This is a genomic window from Flagellimonas okinawensis, assembly GCF_029194005.1.
Lineage (GTDB): Bacteria > Bacteroidota > Bacteroidia > Flavobacteriales > Flavobacteriaceae > Flagellimonas > Flagellimonas okinawensis.
In genome coordinates this window covers 56,304-81,911 of the sequence record NZ_JARFVA010000004.1, presented here as the reverse complement: position 1 = coordinate 81,911, position 25,608 = coordinate 56,304, and the positions used below count along the sequence as shown (strand labels likewise).

General features: G+C 43.1%; 20 protein-coding genes and 1 riboswitch. Of the genes, 10 read left to right on the top strand and 10 right to left on the bottom strand.

The window, feature by feature from the left end; all coding sequences use genetic code 11:
- Positions 1–47: 47 nt before the first annotated feature.
- From PY091_RS12385 to metK, 4 genes are all read right to left on the bottom strand, one after another.
- A complete protein-coding gene (locus PY091_RS12385) occupies positions 48–1,220 on the bottom strand; it encodes a trans-sulfuration enzyme family protein (protein ID WP_275649984.1) in 1,173 nt (390 codons plus the stop codon).
- Entirely contained in the window at positions 1,217–4,603 is a 3,387-nt protein-coding gene (gene thrA / locus PY091_RS12380) for a bifunctional aspartate kinase/homoserine dehydrogenase I (RefSeq protein WP_275649983.1), read from the bottom strand. The genes PY091_RS12385 and thrA overlap by 4 nt, the downstream gene beginning before the upstream one ends.
- 81 nt (positions 4,604–4,684) lie before the next feature.
- Positions 4,685–4,787, bottom strand: a riboswitch (SAM riboswitch).
- Positions 4,788–4,898: 111 nt separating this feature from the next.
- Entirely contained in the window at positions 4,899–6,833 is a 1,935-nt protein-coding gene (locus PY091_RS12375; RefSeq protein WP_275649982.1) for a CocE/NonD family hydrolase, read from the bottom strand.
- 103 nt (positions 6,834–6,936) lie between these two features.
- Positions 6,937–8,190, bottom strand: a complete 1,254-nt coding sequence (gene metK / locus PY091_RS12370; protein WP_275649981.1) for a methionine adenosyltransferase — start codon at positions 8,188–8,190, stop codon at positions 6,937–6,939.
- Between the two features lie 324 nt (positions 8,191–8,514).
- Between metK and PY091_RS12365 the strand changes: the two genes are divergently transcribed.
- The 3 genes from PY091_RS12365 to PY091_RS12355 all read left to right on the top strand — a co-directional run bounded on the left by PY091_RS12365 (position 8,515) and on the right by PY091_RS12355 (position 10,761).
- Positions 8,515–9,132: a deoxynucleoside kinase gene (locus PY091_RS12365; protein WP_275649980.1), complete on the top strand. Its 618-nt coding sequence runs from the start codon at positions 8,515–8,517 to the stop codon at positions 9,130–9,132.
- 17 nt (positions 9,133–9,149) lie between these two features.
- A complete protein-coding gene (locus PY091_RS12360; protein WP_275649979.1) occupies positions 9,150–9,902 on the top strand; it encodes a phosphatase PAP2 family protein in 753 nt (250 codons plus the stop codon).
- A gap of 139 nt (positions 9,903–10,041) precedes the next feature.
- Entirely contained in the window at positions 10,042–10,761 is a 720-nt protein-coding gene (locus PY091_RS12355; RefSeq protein WP_275649978.1) for an energy transducer TonB, read from the top strand.
- A 50-nt stretch (positions 10,762–10,811) separates the two neighbouring features.
- On the opposite strand, the gene PY091_RS12350 is transcribed toward PY091_RS12355, so the two are convergent.
- The 4 genes from PY091_RS12350 to PY091_RS12335 form a co-directional block, all read right to left on the bottom strand.
- Positions 10,812–13,214, bottom strand: a complete 2,403-nt coding sequence (locus tag PY091_RS12350) for a sodium-translocating pyrophosphatase (RefSeq protein ID WP_275649977.1) — start codon at positions 13,212–13,214, stop codon at positions 10,812–10,814.
- Between the two features lie 116 nt (positions 13,215–13,330).
- A complete protein-coding gene (locus PY091_RS12345; RefSeq protein ID WP_275649976.1) occupies positions 13,331–13,858 on the bottom strand; it encodes an inorganic diphosphatase in 528 nt (175 codons plus the stop codon).
- A gap of 78 nt (positions 13,859–13,936) precedes the next feature.
- Positions 13,937–16,432, bottom strand: a complete 2,496-nt coding sequence (locus PY091_RS12340; protein WP_275649975.1) for a DUF5686 family protein — start codon at positions 16,430–16,432, stop codon at positions 13,937–13,939.
- A 154-nt stretch (positions 16,433–16,586) separates the two neighbouring features.
- The gene (locus PY091_RS12335; RefSeq protein ID WP_275649974.1) at positions 16,587–17,567 is read right to left on the bottom strand and encodes a pyruvate dehydrogenase complex E1 component subunit beta; all 981 of its coding nucleotides are present in this window, start codon (positions 17,565–17,567) and stop codon (positions 16,587–16,589) included.
- A 167-nt stretch (positions 17,568–17,734) separates the two neighbouring features.
- Between PY091_RS12335 and PY091_RS12330 the strand changes: the two genes are divergently transcribed.
- From PY091_RS12330 to PY091_RS12300, 7 genes are all read left to right on the top strand, one after another.
- Positions 17,735–18,481 (top strand): electron transfer flavoprotein subunit beta/FixA family protein, encoded by a 747-nt coding sequence (locus PY091_RS12330; RefSeq protein WP_275649973.1) that lies wholly within the window; start codon positions 17,735–17,737, stop codon positions 18,479–18,481.
- Positions 18,482–18,497: 16 nt separating this feature from the next.
- Positions 18,498–19,466, top strand: coding sequence for an electron transfer flavoprotein subunit alpha/FixB family protein (locus PY091_RS12325; protein ID WP_275649972.1), 969 nt, complete (start codon positions 18,498–18,500; stop codon positions 19,464–19,466).
- Positions 19,467–19,555: 89 nt separating this feature from the next.
- Entirely contained in the window at positions 19,556–20,185 is a 630-nt protein-coding gene (locus PY091_RS12320) for a bifunctional nuclease family protein (protein WP_275649971.1), read from the top strand.
- 12 nt (positions 20,186–20,197) lie between these two features.
- Entirely contained in the window at positions 20,198–21,658 is a 1,461-nt protein-coding gene (locus tag PY091_RS12315) for a NupC/NupG family nucleoside CNT transporter (RefSeq protein WP_275649970.1), read from the top strand.
- A 324-nt stretch (positions 21,659–21,982) separates the two neighbouring features.
- A complete protein-coding gene (locus PY091_RS12310; RefSeq protein WP_275649969.1) occupies positions 21,983–22,807 on the top strand; it encodes a thymidylate synthase in 825 nt (274 codons plus the stop codon).
- Between the two features lie 54 nt (positions 22,808–22,861).
- A complete protein-coding gene (locus PY091_RS12305) occupies positions 22,862–23,284 on the top strand; it encodes a Dabb family protein (protein ID WP_275649968.1) in 423 nt (140 codons plus the stop codon).
- Between the two features lie 46 nt (positions 23,285–23,330).
- The gene (locus PY091_RS12300; RefSeq protein WP_275649967.1) at positions 23,331–23,987 is read left to right on the top strand and encodes an HAD family hydrolase; all 657 of its coding nucleotides are present in this window, start codon (positions 23,331–23,333) and stop codon (positions 23,985–23,987) included.
- Between the two features lie 70 nt (positions 23,988–24,057).
- On the opposite strand, the gene PY091_RS12295 is transcribed toward PY091_RS12300, so the two are convergent.
- Positions 24,058–24,354, bottom strand: coding sequence for an isoamylase early set domain-containing protein (locus PY091_RS12295; protein ID WP_275649966.1), 297 nt, complete (start codon positions 24,352–24,354; stop codon positions 24,058–24,060).
- Between the two features lie 144 nt (positions 24,355–24,498).
- The gene (locus tag PY091_RS12290; RefSeq protein WP_275649965.1) at positions 24,499–25,590 is read right to left on the bottom strand and encodes an aminotransferase class V-fold PLP-dependent enzyme; all 1,092 of its coding nucleotides are present in this window, start codon (positions 25,588–25,590) and stop codon (positions 24,499–24,501) included.
- Positions 25,591–25,608 lie beyond the last annotated feature (18 nt).

Sequence of the window (25,608 nt, the reverse complement as noted above, 5' to 3'; positions counted from 1 at the left end):
ATAGGGAAAATTAACAACCTACCTCCCTAATTTCAGGTATCAAAATATTATCCCAGAGCTTGCTCGATATCAGAAATAATATCATCGATATGCTCCAAGCCTACGGACACCCTAACCATGCCATCCGATATACCAACGGCCAGGCGCTCCTGCGTAGTGAGCTTACTGTGGGTCGTGGATGCGGGGTGGGTCACAATACTACGGGCATCCCCCAAATTGGCGGACAGTGACAACAATTCGATACTATCGAAAAACTTCCTTCCGGCATCGAGACCTCCCTTAACCTCAAAAGCTACCACACAACCTCCGGCCTTCATTTGTTTTTTTGCAATTTCGTGCTTTGGATGTGATTTTAAGAATGGATATTTAACCCATTCAATTTTATCGTGACCTTCCAAAAATGTAGCCAACTTTAGGGCGTTCTCGCAATGCCTATCGACCCTAATGGCCAATGTTTCCAAACTTCTGGACAACACCCACGCATTAAAGGGAGATAAGGCCGGTCCGGTAATCCTTGAAAAACGATATACTTTGTCCATCAATTCACCACTACCTACCGTAATACCGGCCAGCACCCTTCCCTGACCATCCATAAGTTTGGTGCCTGAATGAATGACCAAATCAGCCCCAAACTTTATGGGCTGCTGTAAATAGGGAGTGGCAAAGCAATTATCCACTACAAAAATAAGCCCGTGCTTCTTTGCAATTTGCCCCAATACTTCCAGGTCCAATACATCCACCCCGGGATTGGTAGGTGTCTCCACATAAAGGATCTTGCTATTGGGTTTTATAAGTCCCTCTATTTCCGAAAGATCATTGGCATCAAAATAACTGGTCTCTATGTTCCATTTTGGAAAAAACTGGGTAAACAGCGTATGTGTGGAGCCAAAAATACTCTTGGAGGATATCACATGGTCACCCGAGTCCAACAAAGCTGCCAATGTGGAAAAAACTGCGGCCATGCCAGAGGCATAAGCGAACCCATTCTCCGCACCTTCCATTTTGCATACACGATCGATCAATTCGGATGAATTTGGATTGGAATACCTGGAATATATGTTCCGCTCCTTTTCCTCCGCAAAAGATGCCCGCATATCTTCAGCATCCTCGAATACAAAACTGGATGTCATATAAATGGGGCTTGAATGCTCCAAATTATGACTGCGTTCCATCTGCGTCCGTATTGCCTGTGTCTCAAATTTCTTGCCTTGCTTGCTCATATCTTTTCTGCTATTCTTAAAATGTCACCAAATACTCCTCTTGCCGTTACAGCGGCTCCTGCACCGGCGCCTTGAATCACCAATGGATGCTCACCATAGGACTCCGTATAAATTTCAATTATGGAATCGGAACCTTTTACATGTCCCAATGCACTTTCCTTGGGAACCGGTATCAATTTAACGTCCAACACACCCTTATCCTGTTGAAGGTCTCCATGAAGATCACCGACATAGCGCAATACATGCCCGGCTTGTTGACCAGCCTTGATTTTCTCATAAACAGCATCCATTTCACCTATTCGCCCCATGAAATCATTAAAATCCAATGTGCGCAGATCCTCCGGGATCAGATTGTTCACAGTGATATCGGAAAACTCGTTCTGTAAGTCCAGTTCCCGGGCCAGAATCAATAATTTTCTTCCAACATCGTTCCCTGAAAGATCTTCCCTTGGGTCGGGTTCGGTAAACCCGCTCTCCATAGCTTCCTTGACAATTTCGGAAAAAGAAACATCTTTCTCTGAAAAGGTGTTGAATATATAGCTCAATGAGCCAGAGAATACTCCTTTTATCCGTGTAATGTTCTCCCCGGATAAATGTAACAGCTTAATGGTATCTATTAACGGAAGCCCTGCCCCCACATTGGTCTCGTACAAATACTGCTTTTGATTGGACTCCAAACATTTCCTTAGACTTTTGTAAGTATCAAAACTCAAGGTATTTGCAATCTTATTTGAAGAAACAAGGTCAAAACCATGTTTTACCAAAGGTTCATAGTTCTCAACAAATGTATTGCTTGCGGTATTATCGACTGCGATCAGGTTTTCCAGGTGGTTTCTTTTGGCAAACGATATAATATCATCCACTTGATAGGGCACCCCCTCCTTTTCCAAACGCTCTTGCCAATCCGCCCCTATTCCTTTGGCATCCAACAATACTTTTCTGGAATTGGATACGGCAAAAATTCGAAGATCCAAGCTTTTTCGCTCTTCAATACTCCTTTCGGAATCCAGAATCTGATCTATCAATGTACCTCCAACGGTTCCATGGCCGAACAGGGCCAAATTGATTTTCTTGGCGATTCCAAAAATTTGTCCATGAATTACATTAATGGCCTTATGCAGGTCGGATTTCTTTACCACCATGCTCACATTCTTTCCTGTCACCGTATTATTGAACAGCAAGGGAATGACCTGATTTTTGGCCAAGGCATTGAACGGTTTGTGAAAACTGCTCAAGTCCATTCCAACAATGGATATGACCGAAACATCTTTGACCACTGTAATCTGGTTGATATCCTTTGATGAGTAATCGGTCTCGAATTCTTGGTCCAATACTTTCTTGGCCTTATCTGCTTTGGATCCATCCACGACCAGTCCGATACCTCTTTCCGATGACCCCTGGGAAACAATACCTACACTGATGCCATTTTGACCCAATGCCCTAAAAATTCTCATGTCTACCCCAACTTTTCCCAGTAAGCCCCTACCCTCTAAATTAATAAGGGCCATATGGTCCAATACCGATAGTGATTTTATGCCACCATTATCCGTTTTAGGACCGATCAATGTACCTTCGTTATCATCGTTGAAGGTATTGCAGATTCGCAATGGTATGTTCTTCTCGATCAAAGGTATAATGGTCTTTGCATGCAGTATGTTTGCACCAAAGTTGGCCAGTTCGTTCGCCTCACTGTACGATATTACATCTATTAATTTAGCGTCGCTCACCAAATCAGGGTTGGCGGTAAATATACCGTCCACATGGGTGTAATTAATCAATTCGGAAGCATCCAAATAATTGGCCAATAAGGCAGCGGAATAGTTACTGCCGTTTCTTCCCAAGGTGGTTGTGGACCCATCCCTATTGGAACCGATGAATCCGGTTATCACGGGAATGGTGCCCGAATCCAATTCGTGGAAATAACGAAGTACGTTTTCCTTGGATGTACTTTGATCCACTTCGGCATTACTATAATTGTCATCGGTGGTTATCAATTTCCTTGAATCGAAAAGCTTTGCGTTCAATCCGGTTGCATTCAGGGAGGCGGTTACATATTTGGCAGACAACAATTCACCATAAGACAATATTTCGTCCTTCGTTTTTAAGCTGTAGTCCCCTGTCAAGGAAACCCCGTTCAATATTTTTTCTATAGCGTTCAGTTCTTCTGAAATATCTATATCAAAATTATTTTTCTGATAGGATGCAAACTTCTTCAGCTCTTCCTCAAAACCCTTTCCCGAGGCAGCTTTGTCGAGCAGATTTTCCAATTGATCTGTAGCCTTTCCCCTAGCGGAGACCACAACTGCAAACTGTTCATTTACCACTGCTCTTTTGGCAATGATCTTGAGTACCCTTTCAATACCCTCTCCATTGGCCAGTGATTTACCTCCGAACTTCAATATTTTGATTCGTTCCGTCTTACCCTCGGGTTGGAAAACAGGCTGTAGCAATTTTTCCAATTGTTCAAACTCCATTAAAAAAGCATCGTGGCCATGGAGCGACTGTACTTCACCATAAGTAACATTGGCATTGGCCTGCGCCAACCGCTTAAAGGTCTCCTTATTTTCCTCGGCTGTAAAGAACAGATCGGAATTCACCCCAATGATATGTATTTTGGTGTTACTTTCCTGTAAAGCCTTGAAAGCGGCATCACCATTTCTGGTAATATCTATCGACTTTAGCAGTTGGTTCATCAACTTATATGCGGATAACTGAAAGCGCTCCTGTAGTTTTTTCCCGTGGTGCATCAACCAAGATTCCACATTGAACACTTTAAGCTCCTCATTGGTACTTCTTTTGAACCTTTCCTTGAAGGATTCCGGCGTACGGTAGCACAACATGGCGTGCATACGTGCATCGTGAACGGGCTGTTTTGAATTCACCAAAAACTGTTCTTGAATCTGACAATTGGCAATCAACCAATCTGTCGATTTCCAATCGGATGCCACGGGAATCAAATGCTCCGTAATGTTTGGGTTGATAGCGGTCATTTCCCAGGCGATACCACCGCCTAGAGAGCCACCGATAATGGCGAACAGTTGATCAATATCCAACTGCTCGAGCCCCCAAAGAAATATTCTGGCAATATCACCAGCTACAAAATCCTTGTAGTTTTCGATGACAAATCCATCAAAACCGTTCCCTGGAATATTAAAGGATAAAATCGTGTACTTCTCGGTATCGATACATTTTCCGTCTCCGATCAAATCGGACCACCAACCTTCTTTGCCCGCCACATTGGAGTTTCCCGTAAGTGCATGGTTCACCAAAATAATGGGGGCCGTATGCAACGGTTTGCCAAAAACTTGATATGACAATTCCAAGTCCTGAACGGACCCGTTCAATGTCTTAAAATCCGATATGGCCAAATGCCTTAAATCCATATAAACAACTGTAGACCCAATGGGTCGAAAAATTAATAAATAGTAAAGGTTATAAGAAAGAAGGGGCAGAAACTACCTGTGATGTTATCTATTCCCAACGGGATAGAATGTAGCACCTTCTTGACTGGGCCAAGGGTTGCTAAGGCTTCAACGGGTCTATTCCCTCCACCTTTCTTGATAACTGACAATACGTGTTTGAACTTCGTGGGACAAATATACTGATGGAAAGGTCGATTTTCCTAATCTTTTGGAAAATTTTCATCAAGCGGGTTTGCCCCACGAACTCCTGTTTTTTTTATTTCAATACCGTAAACTCAATATTGGAATCGGTAAATACGGTATGTGTCTGTGTTTTGAAGTCGGATTCATCCGCCTTAAAGATATTGTCCACATAGGTCTGCGGATTTAGATCGATAAGCGGGAACCATGTACTTTGAACTTGAATCTGCAGTTTGTGCCCTTTTTTTATGGTGTGGAATACATCCTGAAGTTTAAGGTCCACATCCGTCTTTTGGTTGGGAGTGAACGGTTCCGGGTCGGAGAAGCTATTTCTGAACCTACCGCGGAGCACCTCGCTCCTAACCATTAAATGGTAATTGCTCATTTTTAGGTGGTCTTGCATTTCCTCATTGGTCTCGGCATCCGATGGATGCACATCGATCACCTTTACGATCCAATCTGCAGCTGTACCGGTCGTGGCCACTTTCAATTTAGCCAAGATATCGCCCGCCAAGGTGAGGTCCTCTTCCATCACATCGGTTTCAAAAACCAGAACATCGGAACGGCGAGCAGCAAAGCGCTGATCGTCGGTCATGTATTTTCTAGGTGTAAAAACAGTCTTTACATCTTCGGAATAGGGCACTGGTTTTTTTATATCGCTTATAAACTGGATTCCTGTAGTTCCCTTTTGCTCTGTTGTCAGTTCTTGATCTTCGGAAAGGTACATGGTCTGTTTCACTGCATTTGTGGGCGGCCACGCATCATATCGTTTCCATTCCTTTTTTCCCGTATCAAATACATAGGCCTCCGGCAGTCCGGTATCCTTATCACCTTCCCCTTTTAGGAAATGATTGAAGAACTTGGTTTCAATATCCTTTTGAAAGAAAAGTGAAATAGAGTCCCCGAAATAGTAGTTGCCCACTACATTGCGCTCCTTGTCGCGGGCCCAACCTCCATGGTCCCATGGCCCGAACACCATGGTGTTGTAATTACCTTCGTTGTACTTTTCTATGTTTTTATATGTTTCCAACGGTCCGTACAGGTCCTCAGCATCAAACCACCCTCCCACGATCATGGTGGCGACACTGCTCTTTACATTTTTCAAATGTTGGATCAGTCCCCTACTCTGCCACATTTCATCGTAATTGGGATGTTCCTTGAGCTCGTTCCAGAAATAATCATCGGTCACACCCTCGGGACGCATTGTAGGGGTATCCGCGGTTTCATACTCGAAAAAGTAATCTAGATTTTTCAATGGTCCTGCCTCCAAAAAGAACTGATACTGGTCTTCGGTGGGCAGGTTCGGCAAAGTGTACCATGCCGTATCGATCGGCGCATCTCCGTTGGGTCTAGGGGTTCCAAAAAGCGAGGTTGCCCTAAAGTAACTCAACAGATAGGCCCCGTTGTGATGAAAATCATCAAAAAAGAAATCCCCTATACATGCTTGTGGGGAGGCGGCCTTTAGCGCAGGGTGCGCGTCCACCGTGGCATATGTGGCATAATGACCAGGATAGGAGATTCCCCAAATACCCACGTTACCATTATTGTTTTCCACATTGTTCACCAGCCACTCAATGGTATCATAGGTATCCGAACTCTCGTCCACCTGATCATTTGATGTTTTGTTGGGTATATAGGCCCTCATATTCACATAATGGCCTTCACTGAGCCATCTTCCCCTAACATCTTGGTAAACGATGATATTCCCTTCTTTCATCAAATGCTCGTTCGGCCCGATCTTGGTCCTAAAATTCCCCTCACCGTAAGGTCTGGAACTATATGGGGTGCGCTGCATAATGATGGGATACTCCCGTGAAGTATCCTTGGGAGAGTAAATGGTCGTATGCAGTTTTATCCCATCACGCATTTCAATGTCCACCTCTTTTTTGGTATAATTGTCGGCCACATAGGTGTCGACTTCTTGCACCTCGGTCTTGACTGTTTTTTTACAACTGACGGAGACCGTCAACATTAAAGCGCTTAGTAATAGGATTCTAACCGAACTTCTCATTTTAATACTTTTTGATTTGCTAAAGCTACTAAAGTTCATGGGAGTATACCAATAAAAAAAAGGAGCTCTTGGAGCCCCTTTTTAGTACTGTTTATTTTTTGCCCTACAGGTCAAAGGCCTCCTTCACCTTATCCACCATATCCAATTTTTCCCAGGTAAATAGTTCCACTTCCTTTTCAATCCTACCATTATATGGGGATTCGAACACCTTGGTTACGGTTCTTGGGTCTTTGCCCAAATGTCCATAAGCGGCTGTTTCCAAGTAAATCGGGTTACGTAGTTTTAGACGCTCCTCGATGGCAAAAGGCCTCATATCAAAAAGTTCTGCTGCTTTTTTTGCTATCTCACCATCGGTCATCTTCAAATTGGAAGACTTGTAGGTGTCCACAAAAATCGATGTGGGTTCCACTACCCCAATGGCATAGCTTACCTGTACTAAAATTTCACCTGCAACTCCGGCGGCCACCAAGTTTTTGGCCATGTGCCTTGCTGCATAGGCAGCACTTCGGTCCACCTTGCTCGGGTCTTTTCCACTGAAGGCTCCTCCCCCGTGGGCACCCTTTCCACCATAGGTATCCACAACTATTTTTCTTCCGGTAAGGCCGGCATCACCGTGAGGACCTCCGATCACAAATTTTCCAGTTGGATTGATGTGATACTTGATGTTGTCCGTAAACAATTTTTGAATACTCTCCGGAAGTAAATTTTTCACCTCTGGAATCAAAATATTGATGATATCCTCCTTGATTTTGGCCAACATGGCATCATCCGAGTCAAATTCATCGTGTTGGGTCGAGACCACTATCGTATCGATTCGTTGCGGGACATTATCATCCGAGTATTCGATGGTAACCTGGGCCTTTGCGTCCGGGCGCAGGTATGGAATTCGTGTTCCCTCTCTCCTTAAGTCCGCGAGTACCTCCAATATCTTATGGGAAATATCCAATGCCAAAGGCATGTAATTATCGGTCTCCGTAGTGGCATAGCCGAACATCATTCCTTGATCACCAGCACCTTGTTCTTCCTTGCTTCCTCTATCAACGCCTTGGTTGATGTCCTGTGATTGCTCATGGATCAAAGAAATCACTCCACAGGAATCACCGCTAAACTTATATTCCCCTTTGGTGTAGCCAATATTGTTGATCACGTCGCGTGCTATACTCTGCAAATCCACATATGTATGGCTCTTAACTTCTCCTGCCAAGACCACTTGGCCCGTTGTCACCAAAGTTTCACAAGCTACTTTGCTTTCAGGGTCAAAGGCCAAAAAATTATCCAATAGTGCATCACTTATCTGATCTGCTATCTTATCCGGATGTCCCTCACTAACGGATTCCGATGTAAACAAATACGCCATTTCTCTTTTTTAAAATCATAGACTTGACAGAATTGCGAAGAAGTTCCTTACCCTTGATGAAGAGATGCCAATTTTGGTCGGCACGAACTGCTTTAGCATTTTTCGTATACCTTGAAAGGTAACAGAGGTTGCAATCAGTCAAATCTTTCCTCGTTTTGAAGCGCAAAAGTACATATTTGCCCGATAATTTAAAACTTTGTCGGGAGCTAATATTCAACGCCTCATTTGAACCAGTTTTTTTTCGATAAGCGGATATACTTTGTATATTGCGGCGATTAGAAATTCCCTCATCCATAAACACCAACTTAAAAACAATCACATCCCATGCATATTGCTGTAGCAGGAAATATTGGCGCTGGAAAAACCACTTTAACAAACTTACTTGCAAAACATTATAAATGGGAGGCCCATTTTGAAGATGTAGTGGACAATCCATATCTGGATGATTTTTACACCCAAATGGAGCGTTGGAGCTTTAACCTACAGATTTACTTTTTGAACAGCAGGTACCGACAGATCCTAAAAATCAGGGAAAGTGGCAAAAACGTGATACAGGACAGGACCATTTACGAGGATGCCCATATTTTTGCTCCGAACCTTCATGCCATGGGATTGATGACCAATAGGGATTATGAGAATTACAAAGGGCTCTTTGAATTGATGGAATCCTTGGTCCAGCCCCCAGACCTAATGATCTACCTACGCAGTTCCATCCCCAATCTGGTCAGCCAGATCCATAAAAGGGGGCGGGATTATGAAAACTCCATTTCCATTGATTACCTGAGTCGATTGAATGAACGTTATGAAGCTTGGGTGAATACCTACGAAAAAGGCAAGTTGCTCATTTTTGATGTGGACAATTTGGATTTTGTCGACAATCCAGAAGATCTTGGAGAGGTCATCAATCGGATTGATGGGGAAATTCATGGTTTATTCGAATAGGTTCCTTTTTGTCGGAAATGAAGCATTTCAAAAAAATTCTGATTCTCCTATTTGTTTTATCCACCCATATTTTTGCCCAGAAAAGCAAAACAGATTCGCTTCAAAAAGGCAAAGCCCTAAAACCGAAATTACAATCTTTAATAATTCCTGCTTCCCTGATCACATACGGAATCGTAGGTTTGGAAAGCCATCAATTAAAATTTCTCAATGCCGACATCAAAAACGAACTCAGTGAGCATATAGACACCAAGTTCACTATTGACGATGTTTCCCAGTACTCACCGTTTTTATCCGTTTATGCATTGAATGCCCTGGGCGTCGAGGGCAAGCATAATTTTAAGGATAGAACCATAATTTTGGGGACGGCCTACTTGATTATGGGTGCAACGGTCAATACCATAAAAAAGACATCCAATGTAGAACGACCGGATGGTTCTTCCAACAACTCATTTCCTTCGGGACATACAGCAACAGCATTTATGGGGGCCGAGTTTTTATTTCAAGAATACAGGGATATTTCGCCGTGGTACGGTGTTATGGGCTATGCGGTTGCCACAGGAACCGGATTTTTTAGAATGTACAACGATCGCCATTGGCTCACCGACGTGGCAGCAGGTGCCGGAATTGGAATATTGAGCACCAAAATAGCCTATTGGGTGCACCCTTATATCAAAAATGCATTTTTTAAAGACAGGAAAACAGCGGATGGAATGGTAGCCCCTTTTTATAATGGAAAACAAATGGGCCTTGGAATTTCCATGTCATTTTAAATAACATTTCCATTTTACTCATTCAAACAACCTGTTCACTCATTGGCAGTTTAATACGGTAATTTTTCGAGGTAGTTTAGGACTGGGACGAGCCCACAGCTATTAACTACACCTTTTGTAAGGTAAAAACTTGAAAATTATGGAACCGAAAAAGAATCCAAACTTAGAGGTCAAAAGAAATAGCCTACTCTACTTCTTTGTAGGGATGACCTTGGTATTGCTCATGGCCTACTTGGCCTTGGAATGGAAAAGCTATGACCCAATTTCCGATTGGGATACGGGGCAAATGGACCCAAGAACACTTCTGGAGGAGGAGCCACCGATAACTTTCCACAAATTGCCCGACCCCCCAAAGCCACAAGTACAGACACCTCCGGTAATAGATGTGGTAGAAGATGAAGAGGACGTAATTGAAGACGTTATCAAATCATCGGATTCCGATCAGAATACGGAGATTGCGCCCATTGAAAGTATTGAGGTAGAAGAAGAGGAAATTCCTGACGAGGTCCCCTTTATCCTTATAGAGGATGCTCCCATTTTTCCGGGATGTGAAAATGAAAAGACTGAAAAAGGGAAAAGAGCTTGCTTCCAAGAACAGATGCTAAAGCACATACGCAAAAATTTCCGTTACCCGGAAATGGCCCAAGAAATGGGACTTGAAGGAAGGGTCAGTGTCATATTCACTGTTCAAAAAGATGGAAGTGTAGGAGACATAAGGCTTCGTGGACCACATGAAAGCTTGGAAAAGGAGGCTGCACGGATTATCTCCAAGTTACCCAAATTCCAACCCGGAAAACAAAGAGGCACACCAGTTAAGGTACCATACTCGATCCCCATAACTTTTAAATTAAATCCATAAAAAAACCACGCCAATTGGCGTGGTTTTTCCAGCTTTCAAAAAAGCGCGAGCTAATCCTTTGCCTCGGCACTCTTATATTCTTGAATTTTTTTCTCCAATTCTTCTTTTGTATCGGCAGTAAACTCTTTGGTCTCCTCCACTAGTTCACCATTTACATTGGTACTGGAAATCACAACTGCTTTAAAGGAACCATCTGCTGTATTGCTCACCTCTACACGGATTTGCTTTTCAACAGACTTGGTTTCTTTCATCCCTTCCTCTGTTATTGTAATCATTGTTCCATCCTGTTTCACCATCCCCACCTCATCGGCTGGAGCAAGACTTACAAGACTTGGAGCTATGACCAATGCCACAACGGACATCAATTTAAGCAAAATATTCAAGGATGGACCCGAAGTATCCTTAAAAGGATCGCCAACGGTATCACCTACAACTGCGGCCTTATGTGCATCACTACCCTTACGACCTTCACTTTCGATAGTTTTTTTGGCGTTGTCCCATGCACCACCAGCATTGGATTGGAAGATTGCCATAAGTACACCTGCTGTTGTTACACCGGCCAATAATCCTCCCAACATTTCGGCACCTCCGATAAAACCTATGGCCACGGGTACGGCTATAGCCAAAAGGCCAGGAAATACCATTTCCCTAATGGATGCCTGAGTGGAAATCTCCACACATTTCTCATATTCGGCCTTTCCATCTGCAGCTTCAAAGATTTCCATATCTTCTTTACTTGCCTTTGAAAGGTCGGAATTGTGCTTTCTCATAATTTCCAAGGCCGCCTTTAATTCAGGTATATCCTTGAACTGTCTACGTACTTCTTCGATCATGGACATGGCTGCGCGCCCAACGGCATTCATGGAAAGTGCGGAGAATACAAATGGAAGCATTCCTCCAACAAGAAGCCCTGCCATGATATCTGGCTGAGAAACATCAATGGATTTGACCCCGGCGGTCTTCATAAAGGCCGCAAATAAAGCCAAAGCCGTCAGTGCGGCAGAGGCAATGGCGAATCCCTTACCAATGGCGGCAGTAGTATTTCCTACAGCGTCCAATTTATCTGTTCTATCACGTACTTCCCCTGGAAGTTCTGCCATTTCTGCAATACCACCAGCGTTATCGGAAATTGGTCCGTAAGCGTCTACTGCCAACTGAATACCTGTATTGGCCAACATCCCAACAGCTGCAATTGCAATACCGTAAAGACCTGCAAAATAGTGTGAAACCAAAATGGCGGCAGCGATAAGTATGATCGGAATGGCAGTGGACATCATCCCTACGCCGAGTCCTGCGATAATATTTGTTGCGGAACCAGTTTCTGATTGGCGCACTATGGAGTTTACCGGTTTGGTTCCCGTTCCCGTGTAATATTCAGTTACTTTACCTACCAGTAGACCTGCTACCAAACCAGCGATCGTCGCTAAGAAAACACCTAGAGAAGTATATTCCCTTCCGGCTTCGACCCAAGATTCTGGAAGCATTCCAGTTATCAGAAAATAAGAAGCTATCAACATCAGTCCCGCAGAACCGAACTCTCCAATGTTCAAAGCAGTCTGTGGGTTCCCACCATCCTTGACGCGAACAAAGAAGGTACCTATGATGGACATAATGATTCCCACCGCGGCGAGTGCCAAGGGAAGGTAAACTGCTCCCAAACCATCAAATGCCGATTGAAACTCGGGCAGACCGGCAAAAACTGCACCTAATACCATGGTACCTATAATGGAACCGACATAGGATTCAAAAAGGTCAGCACCCATACCGGCCACATCTCCAACATTGTCCCCAACATTATCAGCAATGGTCGCAGGGTTTAACGGATGATCTTCAGGAATCCCCGCTTCTACCTTACCTACCAAATCGGCTCCTACATCGGCAGCCTTTGTGTAGATACCCCCACCCACACGGGCAAAAAGAGCAATAGAAGAGGCACCCAATGAAAAACCGGACAATACGTTCAGTACTTCACCGATTTCCCAGCCCTGTCCGCTATACACCATAAATAGTCCGCTGAGCCCCAATACCCCAAGTCCAACTACTCCCAATCCCATAACGGCACCACCTGCGAAAGCTACCTCAAGGGCCTTTCCCAAAGATGTTCGAGCAGCATTGGTGGTTCTGACATTCGCTTTTGTCGCCACCTTCATACCAATAAATCCGGCCAAGGCGGAACATATGGCCCCAACAACAAAGGAAAGTGCAACCATACCGTTTGAGCCGGTTTCATTGCTTCCTTTAAAGTAGAGCAGAATGGCCACACAGATTACAAAAATGCTCAGTATTTTATATTCAGCCTTTAAAAAGGACATTGCACCATCTGCAATGTTCTTGGCAATCCTTGCCATTTTTTCGTCCCCGACCTCTTGCTTGGTTATCCAAACGTTCTTGACGAACACATAAAGGAGGGCTAAAAGACCAAATACGGGCAAAAATTTTACGATTAAATCCATAGGTTAGATTGTTTAGAATTTTTTAATGCCAGCTAATGTAATAAAATACGAAGTAATAAAAAAAATGCGCCTTTAATTATTAAAAGCGCATTTTTTTAAAGTTATTATTATGTAATCTATATCGTGTATGCTCTGCGTTTTTTATGCTCGCTATCTTCGTAACGTTGAACGCATTCATGATAGATTTTTACGGCCTCATTGACATCTCCCCAGCCACCAACATCTACTTTCTTCTCTTCCAAATCCTTATACACTTGGAAAAAGTGTTCAATCTCTTTCAAACGGTGTGGATTTAATTCACTGATGTCGTCCCTTTTGCTCCAGATAGGATCGGAAACCGGTACGCAGATTACTTTTTCATCCGGACCTTTTTCGTCGGTCATATGAAAAACCCCGACTGGCTTAACCTCAACAACTACCATAGGATAGGTCGGCTCGGTACATAGAACCAATACATCCAGTGGGTCGCCATCCAAGGCCAAGGTCTCAGGGATAAAGCCATAATCTCCAGGATACATCATCGAGGAAAATAAGGTTCTATCAAATCGGATCTTGTTAAGGGTAAAATCGTATTCGTACTTGTTTCTGCTACCTTTGGGGATTTCTACCAGTACATCAAAGGTAATACGTGGTTTTTTAGACATGTTAGTGATATATATTTATTATGCAAAAATAACCAGTATAACTGGAATAGACGGCATAAATTGCCTGTTTCGTGCTATTTAAAAGCTAAATCCGAAAGTTCCGGTAATCCCAAATGCTCTTGCATCTGGATTTTCTAGGTAATTACCCCTAAAATTGAAGTCGATCCGAAGTATTTTGAAAATATTGCCCACACCTAACGAGTACTCCCAATAGACTTGGTCCTCGGGCGCCATCAAAGGAATGTTGGTCGGAGCACTCAAGGCAATGTTCTCTTCGGACAATTGACCCCATGCCCCTCTTACCCCTACAATCTCACGGAGATTGAGTTTACGCAATAGGGGGATTCGCGAAAACAGACGGCCATTAAAGTTATGTTCCAAATGGACCGTAGCGTAGGTGTCCGTAACAAACTCATAAAAATCCAAATTGGGAAATACATTGTACAGAGAGAACAGTGTTTGATTTCCCGGGATCACACTTAAAAGACCCAATGGCACAGTGCCGAAGGTTTTACCAAGTTCCACGCTACTGGTCAACCGGCCAAACCCGCCGATTTGCCATGGCTGTTGATAAGAAAACTGGAGCTTTTCGTAATCAAAATCACTTTCCAGGAAACCATCCACACCTTTGGTATATTTCAAGACCAAGGTACTGTAGTCGTCATTGATATTGGAACGCTCCACACCATAACCAATAGTCCGTTTTCCCGGAGTATAGATCAAGGTTGTACTTAGGTCGAATTGTTTTACCTCGGAAGCTATTCCTGTTGGTGAATCCACATCCACATAATCCAAACTGAATGCATCAGGTAGAGCAGAGCTTAAAGTCCTAAAGGACCCGCCTAAATCTATTCTGAAATTCTTAACCGGTTCCATCTCAAAATTGAGGGTGGATAGGTTTATGTTGGTCAACCTATTATTGGAACCCACGGTGACCAAAGAGGACGAGGCGATACTCCTGCCCATGACATCATTGGTACTGGTTAAACTCAGTCCCAACTGTTCAATATCCCGTCGGTTCCCTCCGGAAATAATAAGTCTATTCTTACGGTCCAGCAAAAACTTGCCCGAAAACCCATGCTTGAATTTCCGATCGTTGAAACCGTACGCCATGTAACCTTCCAATCGCCACATGTCGTTCTGCCCAAAATAGGTACGGGCCCCAGCCCTTAAACGAATACCTTCCGCATCGTTATAGCCGAAGGTGCTGTAGATATCCCCTATATCAATATTCCATTTATCGATTTCTATGTAGCCAGATCCCAAAACACTCACAATATCATAATAGGTCCGGAATTTGGGCACTGTTTTCAAGGTATCCAATAGTTTGAATATACCTGATTCGTCCTCGTTAAGACTTTCCAACCTGGCATTTTTCCAGAAAACACTGTCCTGGGAAAAAACACGTGGATCGTATGGATCGGCAACCGCTTTGTAAAATTCTTCGGTTCTTGGATTATTAAAGTTGTAATTATCAAAAACGGTGGTGCGTTTGCCATACACACCCCTTGAATCCTCTTTCTTTGAAAAGCTGAAATCGCTCAGCATATAGTCCCTCTTCAACAAAAAGACCGAATCGCTGACTACCTCGAAATCCTGCTCAATGTAGATTTCCTTTACCCAGTTAATGTTGGCACTTTTGGTGACCTGCATATTTATTTTCTTGATGGCAAAGGTGGTATCGTTCACCCAAAAATCACCTTTAAAGGTGAGTTCGTTCTTCCTTCTGGGGTAATAAATAATGTTATAACACCATTTATTGTCTATATAAGTACTGTCGGACAGTACATAATTATATACATCCACCCCTGTCTTGGACAACGGGCTAGTGAAACTTTTATCAAAAAACTTGAGGTAATTATCGTAGATATCATAATCGGAATAGAGATCTTCCACAAAAGCCGTTATGGACTGGTTGCCACTAAATCCAGAGTTTTTGTTTCCCAATACATCCTCCTTTTCCCTATCCAACTCGTTGTCTCCGTATACCTTGGAAAAGGTTTCGTTCAAGAACATGGGCAGATAGGTCTTTCCTGTGATGCGAGAAGTATCCAAATCCTCGAACATAAATTCCAATCCCTTGAACAACTTGCTCTTGATCAGTGCGCTATCGATGGTATTTAGATCGAACTCTATCTTCTCGTACTTGTCGTACTGATATTGCTTGAACTTGCGCACACCGTTCTCCCGCTTTTTTGCCCAGATCTTTCGCAGGATATCAATAGCGGGATTGTTCTTTTTTGACTGCTTTCCTGTATAAATGACCACCTCATCCAGTTGTTCGGCAGATTCCGCAAGTACGATTTCCATTCCATAGGTCACCTTTTGTTCCAAGGGTATTTCCATGGTCTCGTAACCAATAAATGATACCTTGATGGCATCATAGGTTTCATCCGACTCCATATAAAAGTGACCATTATCGTTGGTAATGGTACCTTCTGATGAATTAACAAATATGATGTTAGCGAAGGCAATGGGCATACCGGTATCATCGGTAACTACCCCCTCGATCTTGGTCTGCGCAGAAACACAGGCAATAAATAGTAGAAAAAAAACAGAAAGGATTCTTTTCATAGGCAGATGTAAGGGACTTAGGGAACAGCATATGCATTGATCCCGTTCAATTCAGGTCAAATTTGGTTCAAAGTAATTTCTAATCAAAAAATATTCCCTAAAAAAAGCCCCGTCAACTAGGTTGACAGGGCTAATATACCTTACAAATATGATTCTATAGCTTATATAACACTTTCTTAACAGCTTTGATTACATCATCGCTGTTGGGCAACCACTCTTCCAAAAGTACTGGCGAATATGGTGCTGGAGTATCGGCAGTGTTCAGTTTCACGATAGGTGCATCCAAGTAATCAAAGGCCTTATCCTGGACATGGTAGATAATTTCGGTAGCTACGTTACCAAAAGGCCAAGCCTCTTCCAAGATCACCATTCTATTTGTTTTCTTTACGGAAGTAAGAATAGCATCATGGTCCATAGGACGAACAGTTCTCAAATCGATGATTTCGCAACTGATACCTTCCTTTTCCAGCTCATCGGCAGCTTTATAGGCCTCTTTAATTATTTTTCCAAAGGAAACAATGGTCACGTCCGTACCTTCTCTCTTGATATCCGCAACACCCAATGGAATAGTGTACTCTCCTTCCGGCACCTCTCCTTTGTCACCGTACATTTGCTCAGATTCCATAAAAATTACAGGATCGTCATCACGAATAGCCGATTTCAACAAACCTTTTGCATCAGCAGGGTTTGATGGCACCACTACCTTTAATCCGGGCGTATTTGCATACCAGCTTTCGAAAGCTTGGGAGTGTGTTGCGGCCAACTGTCCCGCAGAAGCCGTAGGACCCCTAAATACAATTGGACAATTGAACTGTCCACCGGACATTTGTCGAATTTTGGCAGCGTTGTTTATAATTTGATCAATTCCCACCAAAGAGAAGTTGAATGTCATGAATTCTATAATAGGCCTATTGCCATTCATTGCAGAGCCTACACCGATACCGGCGAAACCAAGTTCTGAAATTGGGGTATCCAAAACACGCTCCGGTCCGAACTCATCCAACATGCCCTTGGAAGCCTTGTAAGCACCGTTGTATTCGGCCACCTCCTCGCCCATCAGGTAAATGTTCTCATCTCTTCGCATTTCTTCGGACATAGCCTCGGCTACTGCCTCCCTAAATTGTAATGTTTTCATTGAATCGTACTAAATAGTTATAGTCTGCTTAAAAACGCAAGCAAAAATAGCAAAAACTACCCGAAAATCAGTCGGGGCAAAACCAAAAAAAGAACAAAATTTATTATGCATGCATAATAAATTTCGGATTTTATATTTATATTTGAAGACATAAACCTTAAGTATATATGAAGATTTTAGTTTGCATAAGCAACGTACCGGATACTACTTCCAAAATCAATTTTACGGAAGGGGATACCAAGTTTGACACAAACGGGGTCCAATTTGTTATTAATCCAAACGATGAATTCGGATTGACACGTGCCATGTGGTTCAAAGAAAAACAAGGCGCAACCGTCCACGTGGTAAACGTGGGAGGCCCACAGACCGAGCCCACCATAAGGAAGGCATTGGCAATAGGTGCAGATGAAGCCATTAGGGTGAACGCTGAACCTATCGATGGCTTTTTCGTGGCCCAACAATTGGCCGAAGTGGTGAAAAACGGAGCCTACGACCTCATTATCGCAGGAAGGGAATCCATCGACTACAACGGCGGCATGGTTCCCGGGATGTTGGCAACCTTGTTGGACATGAACTTCGTGAACACCTGTATATCTCTGGATGTCGAAGGAGATACCGCAACTGCCATCCGTGAAATCGACGGAGGTAAAGAAAAGATAAGCACTTCCTTGCCTTTGGTAATCGGCGGACAAAAAGGATTGGTCGAGGAAAGTGACCTACGGATCCCAAACATGAGAGGCATCATGATGGCCCGTAAAAAAGCATTGAATGTTGTGGAGCCAGTTGATGCCACACAGGCAACACAGGACAAAAAATTCGAAAAACCGGCTGCAAAAGGACCAGTAAAATTAGTTGATGCTGGCAATGTCGGGGAATTGGTCGATTTACTGCACAACGAAGCAAAAGTTATCTAAACAAGATCAAAAAATTATGTCAGTATTAGTATATACAGAATCCCTTAAGGGAAAATTCAAAAAAAACGCCTTCGAAGTGGCCTCTTACGCACATAAAGTGGCCCAAGACCTAGGCACTACCGTAACAGCGGTTTCATTTAATGCAGAGGACGATGCTTCATTGGGAACCTATGGGGTCTCCAAAGTTCTAAAGGTATCGGATGACTCCTTGACAACTTTCAACGCCAAGGCCTATGCAGATGTATTGGCACAAGCGGCCAAGGCAGAGGACACAAAAGTAATTGTATTGAGCTCCAGTGCCGACAGTAAATTCCTAGCTCCTATCCTTAGTGCCAAATTAAGCGCGGGTTATGTGCCCAACGTAGTGGCAGCACCCGAAAGCACCTCTCCTTTTGTAGTAAAAAGAACAGCTTTCAGTAATAAAGGTTTCGCCTTGACGGAGATAACCTCGGATATTAAAGTCATTGGAGTTTCCAGCAACGCTTTCGGCGTAGTTGAAAGCAATGTTTCAGCTTCCGTTGAAAATTTTGGCCCATCATTGGCAGACGATGCCTTCAGTGTAAAATCTGTTGAAGTCGACCGTGTCGTAGGTAAAGCTACCATCGCAGATGCCGATATCGTGGTTTCTGGAGGCCGCGGTCTCAAAGGTCCGGAGAATTGGGGCATGGTAGAAGAGCTTGCGGATGTACTTGGAGCCGCCACGGCCTGCTCTAAGCCCGTTTCCGATATGGGGTGGCGTCCACATAGCGAGCACGTGGGACAGACAGGAAAACCTGTAGCGAGCAATCTTTATATCGCCATAGGAATTTCCGGAGCCATTCAACATTTGGCAGGGATCAATGCCTCCAAGGTTAAAGTGGTCATCAACAACGACCCTGAAGCTCCCTTCTTCAAGGCAGCGGATTATGGAATAGTCGGCGATGCCTTTGAGGTAGTGCCCGAGCTCATCGAAAAATTAAAAGAATTTAAAGCCCAAAACGCTTAAATTTTGTTAATTTGCCCATTGCAAGGGGCTGTTCAGATAACTGGTAAGGCCACTTATTTGAACGGCCCTTTTGCTTTAGGAGGAGATATATGAGTTTAGTACGATTAAAAATTAAGGGGATATCATACAGCCAAACACAAAATGGCGCGTACGCCCTTATTTTAAATGAAGAGGAAGGCGACCGTAAACTTCCCATCGTGATAGGAGCTTTTGAGGCACAGTCCATAGCCATTGCATTGGAAAAAGAGATAAAACCGCCCCGACCTTTGACCCATGACCTGTTCAAAAATTTTGCTGACAGGTTCAAAATTGTGGTCAAACAAGTAATCATTCACAAACTAGTCGATGGTGTATTTTACTCCAGCATTATTTGTGAGCGTGAAAACGAAGAGGAAATCATCGATGCGCGTACCAGCGATGCCATAGCCCTTGCCCTGAGGTTCAATGCACCCATCTTTACGTACAAGACCATCTTGGACAAAGCAGGAATCTTCTTAAAATTCTCGTCCAAGGAAAAGGAAGAAGATGAAGATGATAGCATTATGGTCGATGAGATTCTTCAAGAAGGTGAGACCGTGGAGATAGAATCCGGTTCGGACACCCATGGGTACCGAGAAATGTCCCTTGAGGAACTCAACACAGAATTGGACAAGGCAGTGGCCAGCGAAGACTACGAAAAGGCTGCCAAATTGAGGGATGAAATTTCCAAGCGCAAATAAACAACCACTTACATGGCGAAAAAGACCCAGAGTTTACTACTACTTTTATTCGTTTGTTCGGTCGCTTTCGGCCAAAATTCATTGCCAGCAGATTCCCTTAACGTAGCCATTGGTTCTACCATTGTGGAGGAAACGACAATTGCCCAAACAGCCGAAATCATTCCTAACCAAGGATTTACGTTCAGCACTTTCTTACGAGGCGCACTGGGTATGGCCGTACTTATTCTAATATCATTTTTGTTCAGTTCCAACAGAAAGGCCATCAACTGGAAAACAGTGGGCATAGGGCTATCCCTACAGGTTTTGATAGCTATAGGTGTACTTAAAGTTCCATTTGTTCAATACATATTTGAGCAGGTAGGCAGTATTTTTGTGAGCATTCTGGACTTTACCAGAGCAGGCAGCCAATTTTTGTTTGAGGGATTGGTCGTAGATATGGATACTTTTGGGTACATATTCGCTTTTCAAGTACTTCCCACCATCATATTTTTCTCTGCCTTGACCTCCGTTCTTTACTACTTGGGTGTGATACAGGTGGTGGTAAAATGGATGGCGTGGCTACTCTCCAAGACACTTGGTATTTCGGGTGCGGAAAGCCTTTCTGTGGCAGGAAATATATTTCTGGGACAGACCGAGGCACCGCTGCTGATCAAGGCCTATTTGGAAAAAATGAACAAATCCGAAATACTGCTGGTAATGGTAGGTGGAATGGCCACCGTAGCAGGAGCGGTACTGGCCGCCTACATTGGTTTTTTGGGAGGTGACGACCCAGAGCTCCGCTTGGTATTCGCCAAACACCTCTTGGCCGCATCGGTGATGGCCGCACCAGGAGCAATTGTCATATCCAAGATCCTATATCCACAGACCGAAAAGGTCAATACAGATGTAGAAGTCTCTTCGGAAAAAATCGGGGCCAATATCTTGGACGCTATCGCCAATGGCACCACCGAAGGCCTTAAGCTCGCATTGAACGTTGGAGCTATGCTGTTGGTATTTGTAGCTTTTATAGCCATGATCAACGGGATTTTGGGATGGCTGGGAGATATCACTACATTGAACACTTGGATAGCCGCCAATTCCCCATATGGCGAGTTTTCCCTTGAAGCGATATTGGGAACCGTGTTCGCGCCATTAATGTGGCTAATTGGGGTCGCCAATGAGGATATTATGCTTATGGGACAGTTACTAGGGATTAAATTGGCAGCCAGCGAATTTGTCGGGTACATTCAATTGGCAGACCTAAAAAATGTGGCAAGCGGTGTTCACTTCACCTACAACAAATCTGTTATTATGGCCACCTATATGCTTTGTGGTTTTGCCAATTTTGCTTCGATCGGTATCCAAATTGGTGGCATTGGTTCATTGGCCCCCGGTCAACGAAAAGTGCTTTCCTCTTTTGGTATGAAAGCCGTTTTGGGCGGGTCTTTGGCATCATTGCTTTCGGCTACCATCGCAGGAATGATTCTAGGGTAGAAAGGTAAAGTAAAAGATCCTTTTTCACCGTTAATAAAGTCTTCATAAGTCTTTTGAATTTCTATTCCATAAACTTGTTTATTGAAGTAATTTCGATGGATTAGTTTATTGTCATATTGAGCTACTACATTGAGCGTAGTCGATAGGGAGGTCGAGTTGTCTTGGATTTCTCCTCATTCCATTCGTTCGAAATGACAATTAAAAAACAAACATGTCAGTTTGAGTGAAATCCTAAAAGGATTTTGTATCGAAAACCGATTTATCGATACATTTTTCAACAAACGGAATACCACTCGATATAACACCGTTAACGAAACAAACAGCATGAAACAATACCATGACCTTCTAAAGCACGTGTTGGAGCAAGGAAACCAGAAAGGAGATCGCACAGGAACAGGAACGTTGAGTGTTTTTGGCTATCAAATGAGGTTCGACCTTGCTGAGGGATTCCCTATGGTGACTACAAAAAAGCTGCACCTTAAATCAATTATCCATGAACTTTTATGGTTTTTAAAGGGGGATACCAATATTGCTTATTTGCAAGAAAACGGCGTTCGTATCTGGAACGAATGGGCAGATGAAAACGGGGACCTTGGCCCTGTTTACGGGCACCAATGGCGCAATTGGAACAGCGAGGAGATAGACCAGATCCAAGAAGTGGTGGAAACATTGAAAAACAACCCGAACAGTCGCAGGATGCTGGTCTCGGCATGGAACCCAAGCGTATTACCGGACACATCGGTTTCGTTTGCGGAAAACGTCGCCAATGGAAAGGCGGCTCTCCCGCCCTGTCATGCATTTTTCCAGTTTTATGTGGCCGATGGCAAACTTTCTTGTCAGTTGTACCAACGTAGTGCCGATATCTTTTTAGGTGTACCTTTTAATATTGCCTCCTATGCGTTGTTCACGTTAATGATGGCCCAAGTATGTGGATACCAACCTGGAGACTTTATCCACACCTTTGGCGATGCCCACATTTACAATAACCATATGGAGCAAGTGGAACTGCAATTGAGCCGTGACCCCCGCCCCTTGCCCACTATGAAATTGAATCCTGAGGTCAAAGATATTTTTGACTTCACCTTTGATGACTTTGAACTCTTGAACTACGATCCGCATCCTCATATAAAAGGTGTTGTGGCCGTGTAGACCATTAAACAACTTCTCCAAATGAAAACGGCAATCTCTTAAAATCAAAGCTCTATGAAACCCTTCATCACCCTTTTTGCCGCTCTTTTATTCGCCAGCTGCGGGAACCAAACCAAAAAAGAAATCATCGAAAAAGAGGAAGTAACCGTGGAAACAACAGAAGATAAATCAGGCCCTATATTACGCCATGTAGTCTTGTTCAAGTTTAAAGAGACATCCAGTGATGATAATATAAAACAAGTTGAGGAGGCATTCAATCAATTGCCCTCGAAAATTTCCGAAATAAAAGGATATGAATGGGGAAAGAACAATAGCCCAGAAAACCTGAATAAAGGACTTACCCACTGTTTCTTTTTGACTTTTAATAGCGAGGCCGATCGCGACACATATCTTACCCACCCCGACCATGTCGCCTTTGGCGATATTGCCGGGCCACACATTGATGATGTCACTGTTGTGGATTACTGGACAAAATAGACCAAACTTGTCTTAACGGGCGGATAATTCATCAAATTTGAACTTTATGGCGATAAAAGGTGTGGTATTTGATTTTAATGGCACTCTGTTTTTTGACACCCACTTGCACAATCAAGCATGGGACATATTTTTAAATCGGCATTCATTTGCACTTACGGACGAAGAAAAAAACTTTAAAATCCATGGTAAAAACAATGCCGAAATCATGTCCAACCTATTTTCCAAAGATTTATCTGAATCGGATATACAAGCCTTAAGCATAGAAAAAGAGGATATTTACCAGACGCTCTGTTTAAAAGAAAAAATGGAGTTGGCCCCGGGAGTTTTGGACTTTTTGGATTATCTGGAAAAAATACAAATCCCATTCACCATTGCAACGGCCTCCGACCTTTACAATCTACAGTTCTATTTTGAACACTTAAAATTAGAGAAGTATTTTGACTTCGACCGAATCGTTTATAGCAACGGAAAAATAAAAAGCAAACCGCATCCAGAAATCTTTTTAAAAGCCATGGAAGTTTTAAAAATCGATGCAAGTGAAACATTGATTTTTGAAGATTCGACTTCAGGAATATTGGCTGCTGAAAATTCCAAGGCCAAAAAAATAATTATCGTGAATTCGGCCGAAAATGATTACAGCAAATGGAATTATGATGTAATCACCTCTTTTGATGAAATAGACACCTCCATTTTTTCAAAATAGCACCACTTCTGCCAACAAAAAAGAAAAACCGCCATTGGCTTTGGGGCAAACCAATGACGGATCAGGTAATTTATATTTCCAAAACGGCATTCTCGGTGCCGGCATAATCGTTCCACTGGTAACGATCGGCTTCACCATCATTGGAATAACTGCCGTCTATTAAATATCTAAACTCGTAGCTGTTCTCAACAGGTAGGTCGAACGTGCCTTTAAAAGTTCCGTTCTTCAATTTCTTCAAAGTGCTCTTTTTCGGGTTCCATTTATTAAAGTCCCCTACTACAGCAACTGTTTTTGCCTCATCTGCAGGTACGGTAAAAGTCACTTTGCAGACAGGCTTACTTTTTAAGTATTGTTTTTTAATTGCCATGGTACCAAAATTTTAAATTTCAGGACAAAACAATATATAAAACCATTCACTTACAACTAGTTAGAATCGATTTATCAATTTGATAAAATCTGCCTAATCAAAGGATTACTTTTATCAATTATAAACATCTTTTTTTACCAATCATTAGTTTGATGCCCAGCGCTTTAGAAGTGTTGCTATAACATCTATTTCCTCTTCGGTATTGTAAAAATGAAAACTCAAACGTATGCCTCCGCCCCTTGGTGAGGCCACTACATTTTGTTCGGTTAGCTTATTGAATAGTTTCTCGTCCCCCTTAACATTAAAGATGGTGCTGTGCTGTTTTCTTTTGGCAATAGCGGGCTGTAACAAATCGAGTTCCGAGAAGGCGGACATCGCTCGTTTTGACAGCTTTTGCAGTTGCGCCTGTACATTGTCCAGACCAATGTCGTCCAAAAAATCAACGGCAAATTCCAAGCTTCCAAAATTAAAGGAATCCAAATGGCCTGGTTCCAAAAACTTGCAAAACGTGATGCTGTTGCGTTTGGAGGCATCGTTATCAACAGAACCGTTCCCAATACCTTTAAGATCAAAATGCTCCATTGCTCCATCCTTCACCAGAAAAAAACCGTTGCCATAACCTGCCAACATCCACTTATAAGCACTTGTCCCCAAAATATCGATTCCCGAGGCCTCAAAATCAAAAGGCTCCGTACCACAATATTGGGTACCATCGGCAACAATCATAAGGTCGGGGAACTCCCTTTTCAAATCCTTCAGAAAATCAAAGTCAATACGTACCCCATCCACCCATTGCACCAAGCTCAGTGCAAGTACATCGATATCTCTCTTTTTAACTTTGGCATGGATGTGCTCTTCCATGTGCTCATCCGCATCTACATAGTCCCGTTTAAAATTTCTGGTCTCGAACGGCCAGTTGACACTAGGATAGTCCTTATTTACGAGCAATACCTTTTTATCCTTTGGCAAACCTTCCAACAATAAATTGAACCCTAGGCTAAAGTTGGGCACCAAAGCCACATTCTCCGATCTGCAATTAAAAAATTTACCAACCGTCTTTTTGATTTCGGGCATGTGGGCAAAACCCTTGTTCTTCATCTCACTTCCTCCGATCAGGTAATCGAGGTCGTGACCTTGTCGCCACTCCATTAGATCTTCGCTCAATAGCCCGGCGGAAGCCGTATTGGCGTAAATATATTGGTTAAGTACAGGGAATTTTTTTCTTAGGTTCTGCATGTCGTTCAATTTGGATAC